This is a genomic window from Streptomyces sp. NPDC058246, assembly GCF_042881985.1.
In the GTDB taxonomy this organism is placed as follows: Bacteria; Actinomycetota; Actinomycetes; order Streptomycetales; family Streptomycetaceae; genus Streptomyces.
On the sequence record NZ_JBHVWZ010000043.1, the window covers coordinates 20,632 to 43,933 of the forward strand.

Consider the following 23,302-nt stretch of genomic DNA (forward strand, 5'->3'; position numbering starts at 1 on the left):
CGTGCCACAGTCCTGCCCGACAGGGGTACAGATCCGAATTTTCCTGCCATCGTGGTACTGACGAGGCACGCTCGCTGGAGGAGGCGCGGCAGACATGGATCGGGCTATCAAATGGTGGGTGGCCGGATTGGTGACGGCGGCTGCGTTCAGCCTGCCGACATGGGTCTCTGGGGCGTTCGTGCTGCCGCCGTTGATGGAGTCCCCTGCCGAGCGCTGGGCCGTGGCCGTTGGTCTCGGAGTGGCCCTCGCTGCCTTTGCGGCACTCTGGGGGAAATCATGGGCCACGGAGGACGCGGAGTCCGGCGCAATGGAGGCAGATATGCCTGAGGCAGCCTCCCCGGACCAATTGGTCATACCCAGCTCACGGTCGATCACTGTGGGCGGGAACATCAGCGGGAATGCCTCCACCGGTGACCACAGCACGAACATCCAGAACCCTGCGGCTCCGCATAGCCCGCAGAGGGGAAAGCCCCCGCAGCACCCCGCAATCCCGACCTCAGTTCCGGAGGCCGCAGGCGATCGTTCGATCACTGCGGGAGGTGACATCAGCGGCAACGCGTCGACCGGTGATGGCTCAGCCAATACTCAACGCCCATGAGCCGACGGTCCCGACGGGGCAAAGCCACTGAGCAACCTCCGAAGCCCGTTGCGCCGCCGACCGATGTTCCAGCTCATGTCTTGCGATCGATTCGCATAGCGGGAGACAACACCGGCATCGCCAATACAGGCGACTTCGCAACGATCATGCAGCATCATGTGCAGCAGGCCACGATATTGCCGCCCGAGGCGTTCCGGCCGGTAGCAGAAGTCTCCGCCCCACCAGGGCTGAACAACATCCCGGCGCGGAGGTTGCTCCTAGGCCGTGACCAGGAGTTGAGGCAGCTGGATAGGGCCTTGACGGGACACAATGGGGCAGAAGTCCCTGCTGTACGCGGCCTTGGAGGAGTCGGCAAGAGTGCCTTGACCGCGCACTGGGCAGCCTCTCATGCTGCCGACTACGACCTTGTGTGGTGGATCACCGCCGACACGCCGGCTACGGTTGACGCTGGCCTGGCGGCGCTGGCTGCTGCGCTTCAACCGGCGCTAGCAGATGCTCTGTCCCCTGAGGCGCTGCGGGAACGTGCCGTGCAATGGCTCGCCAGCCACGACCGATGGCTTCTGGTTCTGGACAACGTCAACGATCCCGCCGATGTCAAGCCGCTCCTGGGCCGCGCAATAGCCGGGCGATATCTGATTACTACCAGGCGTGCCACCGGCTGGCATGGCCTCGCGACACCCGTACTTCTGGACGTCCTCAAGCACGCCGAGGCGGTGCACCTCCTCACTCGCATCCTCGACAACGGCCACCCCCGAAATCTGGATGGCGCGGACGAGCTGTGCACCGAACTGGGGTATCTGCCGCTGGCCATTGAGCAGGCTGCCGCCTATTGCGCCCAGAACGGTGTTAGCCCGCGCACATACCTGAATCTACTGAGCGTCTATCCGGCGGTCATGTTCAAGGAGACCACAGAGAACGAGGACGCAGAACGCACAATCGCCCGTGTTTGGCACGTCACTTTGGATCGGCTAAACGATGATCCTGTGGCCGGACAGCTCCTACTGATTCTGGCCTGGTACGCCCCCAGCGGCATCCCCCGCAGCCTCCTGGACAACCTTGCTGAGGTCCCGATAGTCCTGCGTGCCGCAGGGCGTTTGGCCGCCTACAGCATGCTCACCGTTGACGCGGATACCGACACGCTGGCAATGCACCGACTAGTGCAAGCCGTGGCCCGCACCCCCGACGCTGACGACCGGCATCGCCAGCCGCAGGCTGTCGAAGTAGCCCGCGTACAAGCAACTCGGCAGCTTGCCGCAGCCCTTCGTTCAAGTCGGAGTCCTGCCGACGCAGTGTCCGCCTTGCGGACCCTACTGCCACATCTCGATGCTCTCATCCATCACGCCCCTCCAGAGGGCGACAACCTGGTGATGGCCCATGTCCTGAACCGGGCGGGGGTTCTCCTCGAAGATCAAGGATCTGTCACCCGCTCAATCAGTTACCTCGACCGCGCGCTCGCGTGTGTGCACGCCATGGGTGCGTCGAGCCCCACCACGCAAGCGGTCTGCTCCAACCTTGCCCGCGCTCATCAGGCGGCCGGACATCCGGACAAGGCCATCTCTCTATTCAAACAAGTCCTCGCTGAGAGGCGACATGACCTCGGGGAGGATCACCCCAAGACCCTCACTGCGTGGAACAACCTAGCTTGCGCCTATCAGTCTGGCGGCGACGTTGCTCGGGCCATCTCAATATTCGACCGCACCCTCATTGGCCGGCAGCGAGTGCTGGGCGAGGAACACATGGACACCCTGGGGTCGCGCAACAACCTCGCTATGGCGTATCACGCAGCAGGATATTTTGGGCGTGCCGTCCTTCTGCTGGAACTCACGCTCTCCCAATGTATCCAAATTTTGGGCGAGGACCACCCCGACACCGTCGGATCGCGCAACAACCTCGTAACTGCCCATACGGTAGGAGGAGATCCACAGCAAGCGATCCGACTCGGAGAAGAGAATTCTACCGAACTCATCAAAATTTTTGGTGAGGACCACGTCCACACACTGATCGGACAAAACAATCTCGCCAGTGCGTACGAATCGGCTGGGAAGCTTGAGGATGCCATCCGTCTATGGGAACGCACACTCAACGACCACGTGCGGGTGCTTGGCGAGGTCCATCCTGAGACACTGATCGTGCAAGCAAATCTTGCTGGCGCGTACCAGGCCACAGGAAATCTTGAGGCCGCAACTCCTCTGTGGGAACGCGCACTCGCCAACCACATTCAGATGCAGGGACAGTATCACCCCGTCACATTGTCCTACCGTAAAAGTCTAGTTGACGCGTGCCGGGCAGCGGGAGAGCTGGAGCGCGCCATTTCCCTCGCGGAGCGGAATCTTGCAGATTGCGTGCAAGCTCTTGGAGACCACCACTTGCAGACGCTAGTCGCGCACAGCGACCTTGCGGCCATGCATCAGGTAGCGGGGAATTTTGAGGAAGCCATCCCCCTTTCGAAGCGCGCAGTTGCTGAATGTGGCCGGGTGCTTGGGAGGGACCACCTCCAGACACTCATTGCCCAAGACAACCTTGCCAGCGTGTACCAGGCAGCAGGGGATCTCGAGGCGGCCATCCCCCTGTGGGAACGCGCACTTACCGACCGCATTCGGGTGCAGGGCAAAGACCACCCAGACACCCTGACTTCCTGCAACAACCTTGCTGGGCTCTACGAGTCTGCAGGGGATCTGGCCCGGGCTCACCTCCTCTACGAGGAGACACTCGCCTACCGAGAGCGGGTGCTTGGTGAGGACCATCCCGACACCCTGATCTCTCGCAACAACCTCGCCTACACCTACCGGGTTGGAGGGAATCTGGGTCGAGCCATCCAGCTGTACAGGCGGACCCTCTCCGACCGAGAGCGGGTGCTCGGTAAGGACCACCCCGACACCCTGAGCTCCCGCAACAACCTGGGCGCCGCCTACCGGATGGCTGGAAATCTGGTTCGGGCCGTTGCCGTGATGAAGGAAGTGCTTTCAGACCGGGAGCGGATTCTGGGCGAGGGGCACCGCGACACTGTGATCAGCCGTGGAATCCTTGCACAGTCATGCCAGGACGCCGGGGACTTCCCCTTGGCGATCCTCTTGTGGCGTCGGAACCTCAGCGTTGTTGCCCGGGATCTGGGCCAGGATCACCCCAAAACCTTGAGCGTACGCAACAACCTCGCTCATGCCTACGCTTCTGCAGGGGACCTGGCTCGCTCCATCCGCCTCTTCGAGCAAGTCGTTGCCGCTCAAGAGCGGGTTCAAGGGAAAGAGCACATCGATAGCGTGAGCTCTCGAAACAACCTCGCATGTTCATGCCTGGCCGCTGGCCATGTGAGCAATGCCATCTCGCTTTTGAAAGAGGCGGCCGCGGACAGCGAACGGTCCCTCGGCGAGCATCACCCAATGACCAAAACGATTCGGGAAAACCTCGCTGCAGCGCGTTGTCAATTAGGGGATTGCACCTGATCCTGGCTGAGAGCGAGGACGACCGTGCCCGCATCGTTGACGCACGTGGTCGGAAGGCGTATGCAGACTTCTCGACGCCCCAGTAGCCCCAACTGGCCCTAACAGAAGCTGTTGGGGGTGTCACTCGCGACGGCCACCAAATGGGTGGACCCTCGACTCGGCGGCGCGTCAAGGGAGTTCGGCGACATCGTGAGAACTGGTGCGGCCTGGTGGAATTCACCACCAGTCACCGCATGACACAGCTTCGATTCCGCACCAGCGGCACCCGCCAGGCGCCACGGCGCGCTCAGACCTGGCAGGACGCGTTAACGACATCACATCCTCCTTCCCTCACTGCTTATCTGGCCTCCTGCTACTGATAATCACCCCGCGAGCGGCGCCCGGCCCGCCACCCGGCCACGCAGACGAAGAAACCTTCCTCCCACCTGTCCCGGTGTCACCCCAAACAAGACCGTTTATCGGGAAAACCGCCCGCACCTGCCACCCCTGTGGTTACGGTCTGTGCGCATGAGGTTCCTGCACACCTCGGACTGGCATCTGGGCCGCCGGTTCCACGGGGAAGACCTGACCGATATTCAGCGCACGGTTCTCGACCACATTTGCGCCACAGCCCGCGCCCAACACGTCGACGCGCTGCTGGTAGCGGGCGACATCTACGACCGGGCCATTCCGAGCCTGGATGCGGTACGGCTGTTCAGCCACGCACTGGAGCAGCTTGCCGACCTCGGCATACCCACGGTCATGATCAGCGGGAATCATGACTCCGCACACCGCCTCGGCGTCGGCGCAGGCCTGCTGTCCAAGGCCGGAGTCCACCTGCGCACCGACCCCGCCCAGGCCGCCGGCCCGGTGCTGCTCGTGAACGAGCACGGCTCCGTCGCCGTCTACGGCGTGCCCTACCTCGAACCGGCCCTGGCCCGCATCCAGCTGGATGCAGAGGCAGCCTCCCACCAGGCGGTACTGACCTCCGCCCTGGACCGTATCCGCGCCGACCTCGCCGGTCGCCCGGCGGGAACCCGCTCCGTCGTCCTCGCCCACGCCTTCATCACCGGTGCGGCCGGCTGCGACAGCGAACGTGAACATCAGCGTTGGCGGCGACGCCCATGCCGGTGCCGGTGTCTTCGACGGCATCGACTACGTCGCCCTCGGACACCTGCACGGCGCCCAGCAGGTCAACAGCCGTATCCACTACAGCGGTTCCCCGCTGGCCTACTCCTTCTCCGAGACTGGCCACACCAAGTCCCTGACCCTCATCGACCTGCCCGCCCATGCCGAACCCACGATCACCCGCACCGACCTGCCCGATGAACTGCGCCTGCCGCTGGCCCGCCTGACGGGCCGCCTCGAGGACCTGCTGACCGACCCGGCCCACGACGCTTTGGCCGAGGCGTGGCTGCACGTCACCCTCACCGACACGGCCCGCCCGTATGAGCCGATGGCCCGCCTCAGGCAGCGCTTCCCCCACACCCTGCACCTGGAGCACATCCCCACAGCCATCCCCGGTCAGGCCACCGACATCCCCACCTACCGCGAACGGCTGCACGGCCGTGGCGACCTCGACATCAGCCACGACTTCATCACCGCCGTCCGCGGCACCCCGCCCACCGAGGACGAAGCAAACCTCCTGCAGGAAGCCGTCGACGACCTGCACGCCCGCGCCCAGGACAAGGAAACGGTCTGACATGCGCCTGCACACCCTGCACCTGCAGGCCTTCGGCCCCTTCGCCGGCCAGCACACCGTCGACTTCGACACCCTGTCCGCCGACGGCATCTTCCTCCTGCACGGCGACACCGGCGCCGGGAAAAGCACCCTGTTCGCCGCGATCTGCTTCGCCCTCTATGGCTTGCAGGCTTGCCCGACAGGTAAGCCGAAGTGCGACTTCTCATTTCGATGTCACTAGTAGTTCTCATCTTGATGTCGTGCATCTCTACTGGTCAGAGCGCAGAAGTGGTGACATCGAGTGAGAAGTCTTGGTGGCATCGTGTGATAATCCCCAGCGCACTGAATTGAGAAGGCCGTAGGAGCGGCCATCTGACCTGCAGTTTTGTGCTTTTGCCTTGCTAGTGTCGTGTGATCCCGTCGGCGTTACGTGATCTTGCATGTCTCGTTGGTGCTGGCATGGAGCTTTCCGTGGAACAGGCCGCCGATTAGCGGGAGTTGGCGAACAGTCGTGGTGTGGCTGCTGATTTGGCTACGCGAGCCCGGATCGTGCTGTGGTCGGGCGAGGGACGGCGACGCATGGATATTGTGAGTTGCTCGGGGTGTCGCTGCCGACCGTGGACCGCTGGAAGACCCGTTATTCCCAACGCGGGCTGGCCGGCCTGGAAGGCGATCGCCCCGGTGGGGCCCGGGACCAGGTGCCGGCACGGGTACGGGCGCGAGTGATTGCTCTGACGCGTATGACGCCGCCGACCTGCACCGGGCTTTCGCACTGGTCGACCCGCGAGTTGGCGAAATACCTGAAGCGGACCGAGAACGTCACCGTGTCCTGGCACTACATCGCGCGGATCTGGCGCGAGGAGCAACTCAAGCCGCACCGTCACGGCACCTTCAAGATTTCTCAGGACTCTGCGTTCGCGGAGAAGGTCGCCGACGTGGTCGGGCTCTACCTTGCCCCGCCCGGTGGCGCGGTCGTGCTCTCGATCGACGAGAAGACGCAGATCCAGGCGCTGGACCGAACCCAGCCGGTACTGCCGGTCGCCTTCGCGGCCACCGAGAAGCGCACCCAAGACTACGTGCGGCATGGCACCACGAACCTGTTCGCTGTCCTCAACGTCGGCACCGGTGAAGTCATCGGCGAGTGCAAGCCGAGCCGGAACGGAAAGAACTTCGTGGCCTTTCTGAAGAAGGCGGTGAAGCCGCATGCGGGGAAGGAGATCCACGTCGTCCTGGACAACCTCTCCACGCACACCACACCGGACGTGAAGGCATGGCTGGCCCAGAACTCCCACGTCCACTTTCACTTCACACCCGTCGGGTCTTCCTGGATCAATCAGATCGAGACCTGGTTCGGAATCCTGACCCGGCAGTCGATCCGCCGCGGCACTTTCGCCAGCGTCAACGTGCTGATCATGCAGATCCGCAACTACATCGACTCCTGGAACTCCGAGGCCAGGCCCTTCACTTGGACCGCGACCGCCGGCGAGATCCTGGCAAAGGTCCGCCTCGTCCAGACCAACATCAAGAAGCTCGTCGCAAACAACTCAAAGTGATGTGAACAGGATCACGAGACACTAGGTGAGAGCCGTGCGCGATAGCCGAGAAGCCTGATCACCAAGGACCGCCGCTGGGGGCGAATGAACCCGAGCGTCTGTGACCGGGCATTACAGGTGGCTGTGTCCGTCCGTCGGCCGATCAGCTATCACCGTCCCACTGAGGGCCGGGACGAGCCCACGGGCCGGGACCGAGTGGGCATACGTCCGGTGGATAGAACGACCACCACGTGTGTGGGGAAAACGGGCTGGCGGCTGAGAACGTCTGCATAGACGGAGACAGACCCCCACGCGAGTGGGGAGTACCGATCCTCCGCATCCCGTGGTCGGGGTACGAGGGACGGACTTTGCGCCTGCGGGGAGCGCCGATGGCATGCCGTGACCGATCGCGGCATCCGCGACAGACCCCCAGGTCTGTGGGGAGGGCAGCCCGCGCAGGCAGGTGTTGGCCAGGGTCGACAGACCCCCACGCGTGTGGGGAACCCCCTCATTCACCTGCCAATTTGAAGATCAGCAAGCCTATTTGTGCTTACTTTGCCCGAGTTGGCGGTGCTGGCGGGACGATAAGTCCTTGGACTGTCCCCCACGTGCGTAGGGAGAACCTGAAGAGCGTGCTGCTGGCCTGGGCCTTCGTGGACAGACCCCCACGTGCGTAGGGAAGGCCGCGCATTGCTCAGCTCGCCGCCCTGCTGTACGGCTGACCCCCACGAGTGTAGGGAGCATCCCAAGACGATCGTTGTCGACCGGGGCAAAGTTGACAGACCCCCACGGGGGTGGGGAGAAGCAGGGATTGCCCTACTGTCACTCGGTTGCCGAGACGGACCCCCACACGCGTGGGGGAGCGCCTCCTAGCTGTACTGGTGATGCTGCTCATGGCGGACGGACCCCCACGCGTGTGGGGAAGACTTCCCCGACAAACTCGCACCCGAGCTCACCCTGGAACGACCCCCACGCGTGTGGGGAAGACCAGGTGGGTGAGGACCGCCTCCTGGGGCACGGTGGAACGACCCCCACGCGTGTGGGGAAGACGCTGAGGTGGCCAGGTGGAGGACGAGGACGGCCGAACGACCCCCACGCGTGTGGGGAAGACTCTTCGTGGCCTGCGGGTTTGAAGATCAGCTGGCTGTTTTTTGCTTACTTTACATGGTTGGCTGTGCTGGTGAGGCCCGTGCGCCGGGTGGCAGTCGCCCGTGGTGGTTGAGCTTGAACTGCCCGGTCGGTAGGCGGCTTTGGGATCGCCCTGTGGCCGAGTGAGCAGCATGGCCCCCTGGAAGGCCGAGCCCGTCAGACCGTCCAACCTGCGCCGCCACGACAGACCCCCATATGTGTGGGAAGCACGGCCTCCAGTCGGTAGGCGGCTTCACGTACCTGGATAGACCCCCACGCGTGTGGGGAGCACATCACAGAGGTGTGCACGTCGCTCGCTCTGGAGGGCAGATCCCCACGCGTGTGGGGAAGACGGCGTGACGGTCAGCCGGTAGGGACCGGCGTACGAGAGACCCCCACGCGTGTGGGGAGTACTACGACAACTCCCGGTTCGTCGACGAGGCGACGGAAAGACCCCCACGGGCGCGGGGAGCATCCCAAGACGATGGTTGTCGACCGGGGCAAGGTTGACGGACCCCCACGTGAGTGGGGAGCAAAGGTCGCGAGCGGCCCGTGATGACCAGCAGAGGCGCACCCTCGCAGGATGAGGAAACCGGCGAAACCCGGACCGCAGACTACACCCGCCCGCCCCCGGTAGACGCCCACGGCAGCGCATGATCGCCATGAGGCAGGATGTGGCATCAACAGCCCTGATGACAGGGGTAGTTGAGGCGCGGGAGCAGCTGGTGGGAGTGCGGGAGGATGCCCGGGGCAGCGGGATCGATCTGACGCCGTGGGGGAAGTTCGACCGCGGTGAGCTGGCGGTGTATCCGTTGCTGTTTCATCTGCTGGATGTCGCGGCGGTCGCCGGCGTGGTCTGGGACCGGTATCTGACCCGCGGCCAGCGGCGTTTGATCGCAGTCGGGCTGGGGGTGACGCTTGCGGAGGCGCGCTGTTTGGTGATGTTCATCGCCGGCCTGCACGATCTGGGCAAGGTGTCCGCGTTCCAGGAGCAGGAGGCGCATCCCTGGGCCCGGGTCAGCGACACCCTCCGGGCGGACACCCGTAACTGGCGGCGCATGCCGCACGAGCGGGCGTCCATGCACAGTGTGCTGCAGCTGCTGGCGGAGGCCGGCTACCCGGCGGACACCTCCGACAGTCCCGGGGTGCTGGTGGCGCAGATCCTGGGCGGGCACCACGGCCGGTTCCTGCAGATCGACATCGACGGCGCGGCCAAAGCATCCCGGGTCAACCTCACCTTGGGCGGGCTGGCCTGGCAGGACTTGCGCCGCCGCTACTTCGCCCTGGTGCGCCACCTGACCGGCGCCACCGTGGTGCCCGCCGACGTGTCGGTACAGGCGGCCGTGCTGATCACCGGAGTCGGCATCATCGCGGACCGGCTGGCCAGCCAGCGTCACTACTGGCTGCCCAAGGCGCAGGCGCCGGCCTTCGGTGCCGGCGAGCACTACGCGCAGGCCGTCCGGGACGCCCCCGCTCTGATCGAGCAGTCCGGTCTGGCCCGCATCAGTCTGCCGCACACACCCTTCACCCACGCGCACGGTGGCCTGACCGCCCCGAACGACCTGCAGGCCTCGGTGACGGAGCAACTCGCTCTTGCGGTGGGGGAGAAGGGGCCCGGGATCCTGGTGGTCACCGATGCCACCGGCGGAGGCAAGACCGTCACCGCCCTGGAAGCCGCCCGGATCTTCAACGCAGGCGGTGACACGGCCGGCATCCTGTGGCTGCTGCCGACCATGGCCACCACCAACGCCGCCTACGACGTCCTCGAGGCCTACGTGGCCGCCCACCGGCCCGAGCACGCCCCGGTCTCCCTGGTCCACAGCCACAGCTACGACAACACCGCCTACAGCGACCATCGTCTTGCCGCCCACGAGCCGTCGACCAGCGACGCCTTCTGGCCTGGCGAAGACGACGCCGACACACCGGCGGGGGAGCGGCCCGAGGAGCGGGTGACGGTGCCGGACGGCTGGCTGCGCGGCTGGGACAGGGCGCTGCTGGCCCAGTTCACCGTCGCCACCCACGACCAGGCCCTCATGGCCGCGCTGCCGGTCCGCTTCAGCGCCCTGCGCATGCTGGCCATCTCCGGGCGGACCGTCATCGTCGACGAAGTCCACGCCCTGCCCCCGTTCATGCGGCAGGTGCTCGGGCGTCTGCTGCACTGGCTGGGCGCCTTGGGCTGCCCCGTGGTGCTGCTGTCCGCGACCCTGCCCGCGCAGGTGAGCAGCGAACTCATCCGCAGCTACCTCGACGGCGCCGGCCACCCGCACCCCGAAACCGCACACCTGGACTGCCATCCGCCCTATCCCGGCTGGCTCTACGCCGCGGCCTCGGACGCCTCCCTCACCCGCATCACCCCCGCCGCGGCCGCCGCCCACGCCGCCCGCAACCGCCGCCGCGCCGACATCCGCCTTCACCCGGTGCGCCACTCCTCCTGCACCGATCCCGAGGACGCCCTCGTCCGGGAAACCCGCCTGGAGCGCATCACCCAGGAGATCGCACCCGTCGCCGAGGCTGGCGGCTGCGCAGCCATCTACTGCGCCACCGTGGCCGACGCCCAGACCACCTACGCACACCTGCACACGGCCCTGGACTGGCCGGACGGCGGCCCCGGCGGCCAACTGCTCCTGCTGCACGCCCGCCTGCCTGGCCACGAGAGCGAGGCCCTCACCCGCCACGTCCGCACCGCCCTGTTCCGCACCGGCGAGCGCCCCAAGCGCCTGGTGGTCGTCACCACCAGCCTGCTGGACATGAGCCTCGACATCGACGTCGACGTCATGGTCAGCGACCTGGCCGCCCTACACACCCTCCTACAACGCCTGGGCCGGCTGTGGCGCTTCGACCACATCGCACGGCCCGACTGGATGCGCCAACAGGACCGCCCCCGCCTGACTGTCCTTCAGCCCACCGACCACCGCGGCCACCTCCAGCTGCCACCCGCCTGGCGCGGTCTGGACTCCCCGTTCCTGCCGCGCGCCACCGCCGCCTACCTCGCCCACCGGCCCGATGGCCCGCTCACCCTGCCCGACGACGTGCAGCACCTGGTGGAGAGCGTGCACGGCGACCCCGACGACCTCACCCAGGCCGATGCCGTCCTGCAGCGCAGCCACACCCTCCACCACGCCCGGCAGCGCACCGAGGAACACCACAGCGCGCTGCACCTCGTGCCCGCCTGGCACGACGCCCTGTCGTTGTCCGACCTGCACCGCCAGAACCTGCACGCCAGCCAGGCCGCCACCCGCCTGGGGGTCATGCCCCGCCGCCTCCTGCCCGTCTACCGCACCCCGGGTGGCCGCCTCACCCTGGACGCAGCCGGCACCCAGCCCCTGCCCCGGCACCGCAAACCGACCACCGCGCAGACCCGCAGGATCCTCCAGCACACCCTGCCCGTGCCCGCCCCCTGGGTCGCCGAGGGCAGCCGCCGCAACCAGGTCCCCGACTCCTGGCGCACACACGCTCTCCTCGCCGACCTCGTCCTGCTGCCGCAGGATGCCGAAGACCCTGCACAGCCGGTGCGTTTCGGACGGCACAGCCTGCGCCTCGACGCCGCCTTGGGGCTGGTCCACACCGAGGCCTGAGCCGTCTTCGCCCGCATGCCCGCGGCCGCCGTCAGGCGCTCGGCAGGCCCGGACACCTGGAGACGGTGCCGCGTCGCACCTCTGCGTGGGCAGCGAAAAAAGAGGGGGGACGCCGGGGCAGAACCGCGAATAGGGCCGCTCCACATCCAGGAATTGACTCTAAGTCAAAAAGGGGAAACTGGCCGGTAATTGCGGGGTGAACGATGTGGTTCGGAAGGCTGCTGGGCTGTGGTTAATATGGAATTGCGAAGCCGGACGAACGTTTGAGTCCGGTATGTCGCGCCCGCTGCGCTGCGCTGCGTGCACCGCACCCCTGGTGCTCCCGTGCGGCACTTGCTGCCCGTCGGCGTGGCTTGACCCGGCCCACGACTGCGCGGCCCGCCTCCTTTCCTCGATCATCGGCATGCATCCGCGGCATCGCGACCCCGGCGGGCTCCTGATTTCGGCAGGCAACTCTTCCTAGAAATCCCCTCTTTCTTCACACCTGGCAATGGAGCCCGTGTGCCTGCCCCCCATTATGCGACCGACCAAGAGCCCTGCATTCCCGTCCTGTTCTTGAACGGGCGCCAAGAATATTTGGGATGGCGGGATGTGCTGCTGCACGCCCACCTCATCAAGGACCTGGCGCTGCCCCTGCCGCCGGCGGCATCCGCCGCCCTGCGCCTGCTCGTTGCGATGGCGGCACGGGTCAGCGGCCTGGACGCGCAGGAAGACGGGCGGATGACCGCACGACAATGGGCACAACGCCGCCGTGACCTGCTGAAGAACCCCAAGGGGTTCGACCCCGGTGCCGTCCATGACTACTTCGACCGCTACATCTGGGACCTGTTCCACCCCGAGAGGCCGTTCCTGCAAGACCCACGGCTGGCCACACAGTGCGCGAAACGGGCCGGCATCAACAAGCTGGTCTTCGGCCGCCCTGAGGGAAACAACCTGGCCTGGCTCAGCCCTCACACCGACACCGACCCCCACCCGGTGCCCAGCGATCAGGCCCTGTGGCACCTGCTCATCCACCACTACTACGGTGCGGCCGGCCAGTGCTCCGTGCGCACCGTGGGCGACCGCTCCCTCGGACGAGCCAAAGCCGGACCGCTGCGCTCAACGCTCTCCTTCCACCCGCTGGGCCGCACCCTGTACGAAACCCTCCTGGCCGGCGTCCCCAAGCCGTCCCGGCTGTGGCCGGACGCCCAGGACCGCTGCCCGTGGGAGGAACCGCTGCCCGACCCGGACCCCGACGCCGGCCCCGCCCCCGATGCCGCCCCACCGCCGGTGGCCTCCCCGGGCCGGCTGTTGACCGGCCGCTCCCGGCACGCCGTCCTCCTCGTCCCCGCGCCCGACGGCCGGCAGGTGATCGACGCCTACCTGACCTGGGCAATCCAGAAAAAGCTCCCCGCCCTCGACCCGTACCTCATCCACCACGTCCATGCCGACCAGCCCGTCACTCAGCGCCACAGGCCGCGCCTTGCGGACGCCGACCGGGCCCTGTGGCGGGACCTGGACGCCCTGCTGCTGGCAGGCGATGAGGATGACCGCAAAGGAAAAGCAGGCACAGGCAGCAAGAGTTACACCGTCCAGCGCCCCGACGCCTTCACCACCCTCAATGACCTGCCCGCCGACCTGCGGGCCGCCTTGCGGGTGAGGGTCTACGGCTTCGACCAGGACGACAAAACCCTCAACCGCACCTGGTACACGGCCCTAACCCCGCCGATCTGGCCCTGGACGCAAGAACACGACCCGGCCGCTGCCGAGCGCATCGCCGAATGCCGCAAAGCCGCCGAGGAGATCGGCGAACACCTCGATCACGTCACCAAGACCGCCTGGAGCCAGGTCACCTCGCCGTCCGGCGACAAGGCCGGGCGGCCGCCGAGACGCCTGCCGCCCTGGACCCACAGCGCCCGCACCCTGTACTGGCCCCGCGCCGAAGCCACCTTCTGGACCCTCCTCGACGACCCCACCCGCGCCGCGCGCGCGGCCTTTGCCGCCGACGCCGTCCACGCGCTCCGCGCCGCCACCCGCCCGGCCATCGCCCAGCACTTCCGTGCCGCCGAGGCCATCGCCCTCGCCGTAGCCCAGCTGCGCCGCCACAGCCACTGACCCCCGAACCTCTGCCCCCATCTTCGTCCCGCTGCCGCCCCACCCAAGGCCTTCGCACCATGTCTTTCACCACCCCGCAACGCCGCGCCCACTACGACGACTTCGTCCACCAGGTCATCACCCTGTGCGCCGTCAACAGCATCCGCGCCGACCTCAACTCAGGATTCGGACGCCCCGTCGCCGAGTGCCCCCGGATGCCAGAGCACCTCACCCGGCACATCGCCGGCTTCGGAGCACACCGCGCCCACTACACCGTGGCCAGCCTCATCGCCCAGGACCGTGACCTGCCCCACGAAAACAGCCCCTACCAGCCAGAGTTGGTCACCCCCGGCAAGAACCACACCGCCCGCGCCGCCATCACCGCACCGGCCGCCACCGACGCCCCACCACCCCCGGGCCCGGCCCCCGCACCACAGCCCGGCCAGTCCGCCCGGCCCTGGCGCGGCCGCCCCGACCTCGGCACCCACCTCGCCATCGCCGTGGCCCGGTACGGCTTCAAGGAAGCCACCATGACCAACCGCATCAAAACCCTCACCAAACTCGACACCCCGCTGCTGCACCCCAGGCTGTGGTCACTGACCAGGCACCTGCACAACCGCAACGCCGCCCGCCTCGACTTCGCTGTCCTCCTCGAGGACCTGGCCTGGTGGGACCACGACCAGATGGAGACCGCCGCCCGCTGGCGCGAGAACTACTTCCTCACCCTGCACACCCTGTCCTCGGAAGAGTACTGACATGGCCGCCTACGCACCCGCCCGCTACATCGACTTCCACGCCCTGCACCCGCTGCCCGCCTCCGTGCTGAACCGCGGAGAGGACGACCTGCCCAAAACGCTGCAACTGGGCGGCGCGGTACGCGCCATGGTGTCCTCGCAGTCATGGAAGCGAGCCATCCGCCTGCGGCTGGAGGCCGACCTCGACGAGCACGCCGCCCGCACCCGCATGCTGCCCCTGCGCGTCGCAGACGCCCTGCGCGAGGCCGGCTGGCCGACGGACCTGGCGGCCTTCGCCGGTGCCCAGGTCGTGCGCTCGGCCACCCGGGAGGGACTGAAGACTGAGGAGAAGCAAGGAGGCATTACCTCGGTCACCCTCTACCTGCCGCGCACCGTGCTCGATGACCTCACCGACCTGTGCGCCGAACAACGCCCGCAGCTGGAAGAGGCCTTTGCCAAGGAGAAGGCGGAGAAGGCACAGGAAGCGGAAGCCGAGGCCAAGGGCGCCCGCAGGAAGGCAAAGAAGGAGAAGGCCGAGGCCGTCCTGCCCAGGCCCACCGTCGCCGCCCTCATCCGCCGACGCACCGCCACCATCAACCTCTTCGGCCGCATGCTCGCCGAGGTACCCGGCGCCCAGGTCGACGGCGCCGTGCAGATGGCGCACGCCTTCTCCGTGCACCAAAGCGGCCAGCAACCCGACTACTTCACCGCAGTGGAGGACTGGTCACTGCCCCACGAGCCGGGCAGCGCACACCTGCAGACCAGCTTCTTCACCACCGGCCTGCTCTACCGCTACGCCACCGTCAACCTCACCGAACTGACCCGCAACCTGAACGGTGACCACAACCAGGCCCTGCACCTGCTGGAGCTGTTCGCCGAGGCATTCATCGACGTCATGCCCGGAGCGAAGAAGACGGCCACCGCCCCGCACACCTACCCCTACCTGGTGCACTACGCGGTACGCGACCGCCGCCCCGTCTCCTTCGCTGCCGCCTTCGAACAGCCCGTCAAATGCGCCCCCGGCGGCGGCTACACCATCCCCGCCGTTAAGGCCCTGTCCCAGCACGCCAGCGCCCTCAACCGGCTGCTGGGCGCCCGCCGCCTGATCGGCTCCGGCTACGCCACCGCACATGGCACGCCTGTTGACCACCTCGGCACCGCGCACGCCAGCTTCGACGACCTGACCGACGCCCTCACCCAGACCGCCGCCCAGCCCTCCCCGACACGGGTAGCCGCATGAACGGCATCCTGCTGCGCCTGGCCGGCCCGCTGATGTCCTTCGGGGAACACGCCGCCTTCCAGTACCGCGACACCCTCCCCTTCCCCACCCGCTCCGCCCTCATCGGCCTGTTCACCGCCGCCGACGGCCGCTCACGAGACGAAGCCCTCACCCCCGACCCGGACACCCACAAGATCCCTTATACGGACCTGAAGTTCACCGTCCGCATCGACCGCCCCGGCATGCGCCACACCGATTACCACACCGTCGGCGGCGGCCGCCCCCACAAACAAGGCCTGCGCACCAGCGCCGGCGACTACCGCGCCCGGCAAAAGTCCACCCTCGTCAGCAGGCGTGTCTACCTCGCTGACGCGGTCTTCACCCTCGCCGTGCAGGGCCCCGACCCCCTCCTGGAACACCTCATCCAGCGACTTGAACAGCCCGCCTTCGGCCCCTACCTGGGCAGGCGCGCCTGCGTTCCCGACGAGCCCCTCGTCCTGCGCGGCCCGCACCCCGACCCCGTCGGCGAACTCCTCCACCACATTCCGCTCAGCCTGGCCGCCCCGCCACACCCCGAACAGGCCACCGTGCCGGTGGACTTCATCTGGGAACGACAGCCCGATCACGTGCCCGCCGCCCCCTCCCACCGTGAAGTCGCAGACGTTCCCACCGACTTCACCCCCACCGGGCGCTTCCACGACACCCGCCATGTCTGGCGCACCACCGAAGAACTGCCCACCGCTCTGTACGCCCCACCGCCCGCGCTCACCGCGCTGGCCACCTACATCGACCAGGACACCCCCCTGTGACTGTCACTCCCGAGACCCTCGCCACCACGGCGACGCTGACCCGAATCCGCCTCAACCGCCGCAGCAAAGAAGTACGCCGCGACCTGACCGACACCGTCAGCCTGCACAAGACCGTGATGCTCCTGGCCCCCGACGACCTCGGCAAGCACCCCCGGCAGAAGGCCGGCCTGCTCTACCGCCTGGAAGACGCCACCGACGACACCCCGCCCACCCTGCTCATCCAGTCCCATCAGCCGCCCGACCTCACCCGCCTGCCCCGGGACTACGGCCACGCCGAAACCCGCGCCCTACACCCCGTGTTCCAGGCGCTGACCCCAGGCCGCCCGGTGCGCTACCGCATCACCGCCAACGTCAGCGCCGCCCGCCGCGTCCTCGACGACCACCAGCCCGTCGACAACAAGCACGGCAGGAGAGTCGTCGCCCTCTACGGCGACGACGCCCTCGCCTGGTGGCAACGCCGCGCCCACCAGGCCGGCCTCGCCCTGACCACCACCGACACCACCCCCGCTCGCTTCCGCCGCCCCCGCAAGCACCCCCACCCCGCCACTGAGCACGGCCAAACCGACCACCACGCCGGCCCCCAGCACGTACTGACCCGCTTCGACGGCCTGGCCACCATCACCGATCCCGACCGGCTGCGCCACGCCCTGCTCACCGGCATCGGTCGCGGCAAGCCCTACGGCGCCGGCCTGCTCTCCCTCGCCCCCGCTTGACCCACCCCGATCTAGCACCCCCAAGGAAGACTCGACCCCCGTGCCCGCCACGCCCTCACCAGACGGCCCCTACGACACCACCTCCCTGCGCGCCGCCGCCGTGCGCCGCCTGTTGCGCCTGCGCGCCGCCGAACGACTTACCCACCACGACGTGCGCACCGTCGCTGCCGCCTTCACCGTCCACTGGCGCACCGTCAGCCGCTGGATGGACAACGCCGATGCCCACCACGGCACCTACACCCCCCAAGGCCGCCGCCCCTTCACCCTCACTCCAGCCATGCACGAGGCCCTGGCCCAATGGCACGGCAACGTGGCGAGCGCCTACCTCGCGCTCGTCGCCGACGGCCACCTCGGCACCCCGCCCCGCGCCTCCCAGGCCACCTTCTACCGTGCGGTGAACCGCGAACTCAGCCCCGGGCAACGCGCCGCCCTCAAGGGCGGAGAAGCCGCACGCCGCCGCCACGACGTCCACACCCTGCGCCCGCACGGCAACCGCAACGACGTCTGGGAGACCGACCACGTCGAAGCCAGCGTCTTCGTCAACATCGACGGACACCGCAGCAAACCCTGGATCACCTGGTTCATCGACCACGCCACCGCCGTCATCTGCGGCCTGGCCATTACCCCCCACCAGCCCAGCCAGGACGCCATCCTGGCCGCCGCCCGCGACGCCATCCTCTGTGGCGACCACCACCGGTCCTTCGGTGGCATCCCCCGCAAGATCCGCACCGACCGCGGCCGCGACTTCCTCGGCCGGTGCGTGGACGAGGCGTTCAAGAAATTCGGCACCGAACTGATCGTCCTGCCCCCCTACAGCCCCCACCTCAAAGGCACCGTCGAAGCCATCAACGGCGCCGCCAAGCACATGCTGTTCAAAGGCCTGCCCGGCTACGCCCATACCCCCCGAAGCCGCCGCGACCGCCGCGGCCAGCCCCTGTGGGCCCTGGACGAACTCCTCGACTATGAAACCTTCGTCACTGTCGTCCTGAACTGGGTCGACTGGTGGAACAACGACCACACCATCGCCCGCCTCCACCGGCGCACCCCCGCCCAGGCCTGGCACGTCGACCTGACCCCCATCGACACCCTCGACCCCGGCGACCTGCACACCTACACCCTCAACGACGGCGGCCCGCCCCTGAAGATCACCAGCAAGGGCGTCCGCTGGAAAAGCGCCTACTACGTCGGCAAGTGGATGCACGGCCACGGAAGCGCCGGCGAGATGGTCCGCCTGCGCCACGAACCCCACCACTACCACCGCGTCGAGCTCTACGACGCCGACACCCTCACCTACCGCGGACCCGCCTTCCGCAGCGACGAGATGAGCCCCCGCCAGGCCCGCGAACTGCGCAACGCCCGCCAGCGCGAAGCCGACCGCTACGCCGCCAAAGCCCGCCGGGCCCGCAAAAGCGCCAACCCCCGCTATGCCGCCACCAGCGTCACCGCCACACCCGAGCCCCTCAACCGGCTCACCGCCAGCCAAGCAGCCGCCCAGCTACGCCAGTTGCAGACACCGGAAGCAGACCTCCACACCGAGGCCCGACCCGACCTCCTCAACCGGCCCACACCCTCCTCCACCCGCTGGACCAAACCCCTCTCCGGTCCCAAGCCCCAGGACACCGAGTGACCCACCCGACCACCACGCCCGAAGACCAGCCGTCCACCAGTCCCAACTACCACTACATGGGCCTGCCCGGCGCCCGCGCCATGCTGACCAACGCCAGCGCAGAGACCTACGCCAACCTCGTCACCACCCTCAACGCCGACGCCGGCAAGGGCGCCATCATGTGCATCCACGGCGGCGTCGGCCTGGGCAAGACCTTCTCCGTCAACAGCCACCTCGACGACCTCGCCCCCCACACCACACTCCGCATCAAAGTCGGCTCCGCCAAAATCCAGGCCCTGCGCGCCGCCCTGTACAAAAGGCTCGACCTGCCCGGCGAGGCCCCCCTCAACAGCACCCGCTGCGAAGCCATGCTCAAAGAAGCCCTGTCCCAGACGCCCCGCGTCCTGGTCGTCGACGAAGCACAGTGGCTGGACACCCGGACCTTCGAATTCATCCGCGAACTCTGGGACGACGAGGACACCCGCCTCGCCGTCATCCTGGTCGGAGCCGAAACCTGCTACCAGAAAATCAAGAACCGGCCGGCCCTCGACTCCCGCATCCTCATCTGGCAGCGCTACAAGCCCCTCACTCCTGCAGAAGTCCTCACCGTCATTCCCCAGTACCACCCGCTCTGGGCGGACGTACCCACCGACGAACTGCTGTGGATCGACGACGTCGCCTGCCACGGCAACTTCCGCCAGTGGGCCAAAATCACCTACCTGCTCTGGGAAGAGCGCGGCGGCCCCGATATGAAGGGGCCCGGTACCGCAGGTCCGCCACACCAGCCCACGCCACACGGCGCGGCCGCACCGCTCCCTCCCTACAGCCGGGACCTGGTGCGCGCCGTCCTCAGCCGCCTCGACCCCACCCAACGCCACACCGACTGAACCGGTGCCGGGAGCCACGGTTCGGGGAGTGGCCAGACTCGGGCCGTCTCCGTGGTGACGAACAAAGACCAGCCCATCACAACCAGCGCACCATGCTGCCAGCGACAGCTACCTCGCCTGCGGCGGTCGCGGCTGGCCCTCCGCGATCCTGATGGCACCTGGCCAACGCCACAGCAGCATCAACGTACGCCCCCTTCTCGAACGGATCCGGGGCCCGCGCGGCGGCCTGGGCCCAACCGGGCTGTAGACCCGACCAGGTTTCGGTGCTGGTGGGGTCAGTTGCGGGGGCGTGGGGTGCGGGTGATTGCGTTGGCCGGGAAGTGTTCGGCGCCGGTGACTTCCACGGCGCCGTAAAGACGAATAATGAGGTCAGACATGCTGCGCAGCGGGGTGAGGTCGATGGACCGGTGTCCGGTAAAGCAGTGAATGTTCAGTTCCTTGAGCTGGGGCAGAGCCGTGGCAACGAGCGCGAGACTGTCGCCTCTTTGCAGGTTGGCCACGGTGAGTCTGGTGATCTGAGGTGTGATCGTGAGGTGTTCGAGCAGGGAGAGGCCGACGTCGCCCTGCAGGATGAGGAGATCGAGGTGGGGTAGCGCTTTGAGGTCGCTGAATTCCTTGACCGGGCCGCACAGGTTCAGGCTGGTCAGGTTGGGCCAACGAGTGATGCCGCGGAGCGTGCCGATACTCCGGCACGTTGTGGAACCAAGGAACAACGTCGTCAAGTCGGCTGTCACGGGGAGCGTTTCGAGGCCGCACCGGGGCAGCTCCTGGTCTATGCCGAAGAACGTGAGGCCTGTCAGTTCTTTGAGGCTTTCGAGGCGTACCGAGCTGCCAGTCCACAACTGAAGATCCTTGACGGTGGAGTTGGCGAGGTCGGTCAGGTCCTCGATGTTGGAGCACCCCATCAGGCTGACCCGTTCCAGGGCGGTGTACGCCTGGAGGAAGGTCAGTTGTTGCAGCACCGGGTTGTCGTGGAGCACCAGTTGCTGGAACATGCCGGGGTCGAGGACGGAGGCCATTTCCTTGTGGGTGAAGGGGCCGTCGAAGGAGACACCCGGCAGTGAGGGCAGGGTGCGAAGGGCCGCCAGCTGTTCAGGCGTGGACACCGTCAGCATACGCAGGTTGGGCACGTGAGAGAGGACCTCACTTGCGTAGTCGTGCGGGTCAAACCGGTCCCACACGGCCTGAAGGGCCCAGTCCACGTTGTCCTTTTCGCTGTTGCGGAAGCGCTTCACTACGGTCAGGGCGGCGTCGCCACCAATCAGGCCTGCGGTACGGACCACTGCTTCGGCCTCGTCGTCTTCGAGCCCGTCGGGTCCGGGCAAAAGATCGAGGATGACCGGGCCGACCTCAGAGAGCTCGCGGGCTTCGTCGAAACCGCGTGGGGGCAGGAGCGCGGCCGTGCGGGCTTCGACCTCTCGGCGTACCGCCGGGTCGAGCTCGGTCGCATGCTCAAGACAGGCCATAGCGAGGAGATACAGCCGGCTGCGGTGCTTGGGGGTGCGGTCGCCGCGGCTGATCAGCCGGCACAGGAGTCGGGCGCGTTCATCGGGGCGCGCGTGAGCGACGGCCATACGCAGCACGTCTTCCCACTGGTCGTCGTGGGCGTTCTTGACCAGCAGGGGGATGTCGCGGGACTCAAGGGCGGCCTTGGCGCCGAGGTAGTCCTGGAAGGTGCGGTGGACGAAGTCGATGGTGTCGGCCGTGGGCTGGCGGATCAGGCCGCTGCGGGCCAGAAGATGAGTGAGGACGGCGTCGGCGTCGGCCTGCTCGGCGATGTGCGGCATGGCAGGCAGGGCATCGGCGATGAGGGCGTGGGCCGTGTCGTGGTCGAGCTCGGTCTGCCCGTTGCGGATCAGCCAGTAGGCCAGACGCTGCAGCAGCTGGATGCTGTGGTGTTCGGTGAGGGTGAGGCCTTCGGGAGCGTGGATGTCGCGTTCGGTGTCGCGGCGGTGCAGCAACATCGACAGGGCCGCCTCATACAGTTCCATGCGTCCGTGGGGCAGGTGGCCGCGCCGGTCGCGGTGCAAGGCGCAGACCAGCGCACACAGCAGCGGAGTGGTGGCCAGGTGGGCGAGATCGCGCTGGGCGCGCACCGTGTCCTTGAGCGCCTCCTGCAGCGCGGACAGGTGGTCACGCTCCTGGGCAGTTGTGACGTTGCCTGCCGCCGCGGTGTGCCAGCGGGTAACGAATACACCGACGTCACGGCTGCTCATCGGCCGCACCGAGACCTCGGTGAAGTCGGCGTCTGCCAGCCATCCCTCGGGCACCGCGGAAGGCCTCGTGGTGATCAAGCAGGTGGCTCGCGGATAGGCGGCTAGCAACTCATTCAGCCACCGCCGGGTGTGGGCACGTTGGCCTTGAGGAACTTCGTCGAGACCGTCGATGAGGAGCAGGGCGCGGCCGCTGTCGAGCAGGCCATCGGCCCAGCCGGGTGGCTGCGCCGTGTGCAGGTGGCATCCGGCGGCGCTCAGGTACTGATCCGGGGTGGGTAGTTCGCCTCGGCGCACGAGCGACCGCAGGGGCAGCACAAACGGGATGCAGCCGTTCAGGTGGGACATGCCCCCGGTCAGGTCTCGGCGGGCGGCTCCGACGGCGAGCCACTGCAGCAGCGTGGTCTTCCCACTGCCGGCCAGACCTCGCACCAAGGTCCGCCGTCGCCCCGCCAGAGCCTGCTCGGCACGCTCCACCCGCACCCTCGCACCGCTGCCGCCATCCGGACCAGGATCGACACCACCGGCCGCTTCCATGTCCGCGGACGGGACGGCCAGTTCGAGGCTCAGGTAGGCGGCATCCAGCGGCCAGCACGCACGCTCAGGCCGTGACAGGTCCAGCCCCACAACCGACAGACGCCCGTGGCGCTGCCGCACGTACTGCCGGTACCGGTCTTCGAACCGGTCGTCTTCACCACTACTCTGCCGGGCTCGGACATGCACCGGCGGCGCAGCCCGCTCACGCAGCTCAAGAAGGACGCCGGTCTCTGCCCGCAGAGCCTGACCGAGCGCTATCACGGTCGCCTCGCTGGGGATCGAAGGCCCGTTCAGCGCCTGACTGACCGTGGTGTGGCCCAGCCCGGCACGCCGTTCCAAAGCGGTCATCGACAGCCGTTGCTTGCTGCGAAGACGCCGCAAGAGCCCCTTCAGCTCATCCAGCGTTGCACCGTCATCCGCCTCCATCAGACCCCCTCACCGGATGGCTCCGCACGCTGTGCCACCGGGGCGTTCATCTTCGTCCACCTGAACGTCTCCGTACGCCGATTCCGTCATGTTCCTTCCCAGCAAACGCTGTTGACGAAAGCGGAAGGACTCACCATGACCTCACAACCGAC

Annotated in this window: 11 protein-coding genes and 2 pseudogenes; 12 read left to right on the forward strand and 1 reads right to left on the reverse strand. The window is 67.4% G+C overall.

All coding sequences use genetic code 11. The annotated features are described in order from the left end of the window. The first annotated feature begins 744 nt into the window (after positions 1-744). The 12 genes and pseudogenes from fxsT (at position 745) to ACFVXA_RS37395 (ending at position 19,974) form a co-directional block, all read left to right on the forward strand. Positions 745-4,038 (forward strand): FxSxx-COOH system tetratricopeptide repeat protein, encoded by a 3,294-nt coding sequence (gene fxsT / locus ACFVXA_RS37340; protein ID WP_390028495.1) that lies wholly within the window; start codon positions 745-747, stop codon positions 4,036-4,038. A gap of 507 nt (positions 4,039-4,545) precedes the next feature. After that, positions 4,546-5,719 (forward strand): annotated as a pseudogene (locus ACFVXA_RS37345) (exonuclease SbcCD subunit D). A gap of 1 nt (position 5,720) precedes the next feature. Beyond that, positions 5,721-5,882, forward strand: a pseudogene (locus ACFVXA_RS37350) (AAA family ATPase); the annotation flags it as partial. A gap of 418 nt (positions 5,883-6,300) precedes the next feature. Next, positions 6,301-7,251: an IS630 family transposase gene (locus ACFVXA_RS37355; protein ID WP_390028446.1), complete on the forward strand. Its 951-nt coding sequence runs from the start codon at positions 6,301-6,303 to the stop codon at positions 7,249-7,251. Positions 7,252-9,050: 1,799 nt separating this feature from the next. Beyond that, positions 9,051-11,933 carry a CRISPR-associated helicase Cas3' gene (cas3, locus tag ACFVXA_RS37360; protein WP_390028447.1) on the forward strand — a complete coding sequence of 961 codons (2,883 nt, stop codon included), beginning with the start codon at positions 9,051-9,053 and terminating at the stop codon, positions 11,931-11,933. Between the two features lie 501 nt (positions 11,934-12,434). After that, positions 12,435-14,027, forward strand: a complete 1,593-nt coding sequence (gene casA, locus ACFVXA_RS37365) for a type I-E CRISPR-associated protein Cse1/CasA (protein WP_390028449.1) — start codon at positions 12,435-12,437, stop codon at positions 14,025-14,027. A 59-nt stretch (positions 14,028-14,086) separates the two neighbouring features. After that, on the forward strand, positions 14,087-14,761 hold the full coding sequence (locus tag ACFVXA_RS37370; protein ID WP_390028450.1) for a type I-E CRISPR-associated protein Cse2/CasB: 675 nt from the start codon (positions 14,087-14,089) through the stop codon (positions 14,759-14,761). A gap of 1 nt (position 14,762) precedes the next feature. After that, positions 14,763-15,980 carry a type I-E CRISPR-associated protein Cas7/Cse4/CasC gene (gene cas7e, locus ACFVXA_RS37375; RefSeq protein ID WP_390028451.1) on the forward strand — a complete coding sequence of 406 codons (1,218 nt, stop codon included), beginning with the start codon at positions 14,763-14,765 and terminating at the stop codon, positions 15,978-15,980. After that, entirely contained in the window at positions 15,977-16,768 is a 792-nt protein-coding gene (cas5e, locus tag ACFVXA_RS37380; RefSeq protein ID WP_390028452.1) for a type I-E CRISPR-associated protein Cas5/CasD, read from the forward strand. Before cas7e ends, cas5e begins: the two co-directional genes overlap by 4 nt. After that, a complete protein-coding gene (gene cas6e / locus ACFVXA_RS37385; RefSeq protein WP_390028454.1) occupies positions 16,765-17,481 on the forward strand; it encodes a type I-E CRISPR-associated protein Cas6/Cse3/CasE in 717 nt (238 codons plus the stop codon). The genes cas5e and cas6e overlap by 4 nt, the downstream gene beginning before the upstream one ends. 40 nt (positions 17,482-17,521) lie before the next feature. Then, positions 17,522-19,108 (forward strand): recombinase, encoded by a 1,587-nt coding sequence (locus tag ACFVXA_RS37390; protein ID WP_390028455.1) that lies wholly within the window; start codon positions 17,522-17,524, stop codon positions 19,106-19,108. Further along, positions 19,105-19,974 (forward strand): AAA family ATPase, encoded by an 870-nt coding sequence (locus ACFVXA_RS37395; protein WP_390028456.1) that lies wholly within the window; start codon positions 19,105-19,107, stop codon positions 19,972-19,974. Before ACFVXA_RS37390 ends, ACFVXA_RS37395 begins: the two co-directional genes overlap by 4 nt. A 275-nt stretch (positions 19,975-20,249) precedes the next feature. Here ACFVXA_RS37395 and ACFVXA_RS37400 read toward each other — a convergent pair whose 3' ends face one another. Continuing rightward, a complete protein-coding gene (locus tag ACFVXA_RS37400) occupies positions 20,250-23,150 on the reverse strand; it encodes an NACHT domain-containing protein (RefSeq protein WP_390028458.1) in 2,901 nt (966 codons plus the stop codon). Positions 23,151-23,302 lie beyond the last annotated feature (152 nt).